Origin of the sequence: Arenibaculum sp. (genome assembly GCF_035998295.1) — a bacterium.
Lineage (GTDB): Bacteria > Pseudomonadota > Alphaproteobacteria > Azospirillales > Azospirillaceae > DASYHS01.
Map to the genome: position 1 here is coordinate 1 of NZ_DASYHS010000060.1, position 2065 is coordinate 2065.

Consider the following 2065-nt stretch of genomic DNA (forward strand, 5'->3'; position numbering starts at 1 on the left):
CCGAGCGCATCGCCGGCGTGACCCGGGAGGCGGGCCGGACGGGGGAGGCATCGGCCCGCGTCCTGGGCGCGGCCGGTTCGCTGTCCGGCCAGTCGGAGCGGCTGGAGACGGAGATCGCCGGGTTCCTGGCGGAACTGCGGAAGGTGGTGTGAGAGTGGCCCTGCATCCGGTTCGGGGCGACGCCGCGTCGGCGGCGAGCCTTGCCTGCCTGGCGAACGCGGTTCGGGCCCGGGACGAGTTGAGCGCCGGCCGGGCGGTGTCGGCGCACGAACGGAACGTGGCCGGCCTTGTGATGCTGCTCGCCGGCGCGCTCGGCCTGCCGTCCGGACGGGCCGAGCTGATCGGCATGGCGGCCGCGGTCCACGACGTCGGCAAGCTCACGATCCCGGATGCGATCCTGCTGAAGCCGGGATCGCCGACGCCGGAGGAATGGACGGTCCTGCGCCACCACGCCCGCCTGGGGGAGGCGATCCTCGCCGGGCATGGCGACCCGTTGCTCGACCTCGCGGCTACGATCGCGCGTTCGCATCACGAGGCTTATGACGGCAGCGGCTATCCCGACGGGCTGAGCGGTGAGGCGATCCCGGCCGAGGCGCGCATCGTCGCGATCTGCGACGTCTACGACGCGCTACGCCAGGAGCGGGCGTACAAGCCGGCACTGGACCATTGCGCCGCCCTGGACGTGATGGTGCGCCGCGACGGCAGGTCCGGGCTCGACCGGTTCGACCCGGCGATGCTGTCCCGCTTCGTCGCCATCCAGTCCGAGGTCGAGCGGGCCTGGGCCGCTGGAAGCCGCTGACCGGCGGAAGTCCCGGGCTCGCGGCCCGCGCGGGCTCAGGCCGCGAGCCCGACGAGATCGCGCATCGCGTCGGCGGTGGCCTGGTCGGCCGGAAAGAAAGACTCGAGCGCCAGTTCCGACAAGGTCACGTCCATCGGCGTTCCGAACACCGTCGTCGTGCTGAAGAAGGACAGGACGCCGCCCGGCGTGGCGAGGCGCAGCGGCACCAGCACCCCGCCATAGTCCTCGCCGCCCGCGGCCGTGCCGGCACCGTCGGGTGCCGGATAGCCTTCCAGCTCCGCCGCCAGCCGGATCAGCTCCGGATCGGCGGTGGCCTCGATCTGGTGGCGCAGGCGCTCCAGGATATGGGCGCGCCATTCCCGGTAGTTGGCGATTCTCGGCGCGAGTCCCGCCGGGTGCAGGCTGAGGCGGAGCACGTTCGTCGGCGGCTCCAGCAGGGCGGCGTCGATGCCCGCCAGCAGCAGCGGCACCGCGGCGTTGGCCGCGACCAGCGTCCAGTGGCGGTCGACCGCGAGGGCGGGATAGGGCTCGTGGCCGGCGAGCAGCAGGTCGACCGCCCGGCGCGCCGGGGCGAGCGCCGGGTCGTCGAGACGCCGCTCGGCGTAGACCGGCGCGTAGCCGGCGGCGAGCAGCAGCAGGTTGCGCTCGCGCAGCGGGACGGCCAGCCGGTCGGCCAGGTGGAGGAGCATGTCGCGGCTCGGAAACGAGCGGCCGGTCTCCACGAAGCTCAGATGCCGGGTCGAGATGTTGGCCTCGAGCGCCAGGTCGAGCTGGCTCATGCGGCGGCGCTGGCGCCATTCGCGCAGCAGGTCGCCTACGGGTCGTCCATTCTTCTTCATGGGGCGGAGGATAGTCCGGAACCGGATGCCCGGCCATTACCCCCGACGTAATCGACGCGCGTAGTCCGGCCGGGGACACTGGGCACCGTATCGACCATCGAGAGAGGATATTCCCCATGTCCACCCGTCCTTCGACCTTCCTCCATACCGCGTTGCTCGCCGACGCCGTCGTCACCGCCGGTGCCGGCCTGCTCCTGGCGGCCGCCGCCGGCCCGTTCGAGCGACTGCTGGGCGCTCCGGCGCCGTTCCTGCAGGCGGTCGGCCTGGTGCTGCTCGCCTATGCCGGCCTGGTCGCATGGCTGGGGACGCGCCGGCACCCGCCCCGGCCGGCGGTGTGGGCGGTGATCGTCGCCAACGTGGTCTGGGCCGCGGACTGCGTGCTGCTGCTGCTCGGCGGCTGGATCGAGCCGACCGGCCTCGGAACCGC

At 73.1% G+C, this 2065-nt stretch carries 3 protein-coding genes; 2 read left to right on the plus strand and 1 reads right to left on the minus strand.

Translation table 11 applies throughout. The features are described 5' to 3' along the window. Positions 1-154: 154 nt before the first annotated feature. Positions 155-799 carry an HD-GYP domain-containing protein gene (locus VGO20_RS06590; protein ID WP_327501512.1) on the plus strand — a complete coding sequence of 215 codons (645 nt, stop codon included), beginning with the start codon at positions 155-157 and terminating at the stop codon, positions 797-799. A gap of 35 nt (positions 800-834) precedes the next feature. On the opposite strand, the gene VGO20_RS06595 is transcribed toward VGO20_RS06590, so the two are convergent. Beyond that, entirely contained in the window at positions 835-1638 is an 804-nt protein-coding gene (locus VGO20_RS06595) for a helix-turn-helix domain-containing protein (RefSeq protein WP_327501513.1), read from the minus strand. A gap of 116 nt (positions 1639-1754) precedes the next feature. Here VGO20_RS06595 and VGO20_RS06600 point away from each other — a divergent pair. Beyond that, positions 1755-2065, plus strand: a 311-nt coding sequence (locus VGO20_RS06600) for a hypothetical protein (RefSeq protein ID WP_327501514.1), incomplete at its 3' end; no start/stop codon positions are given.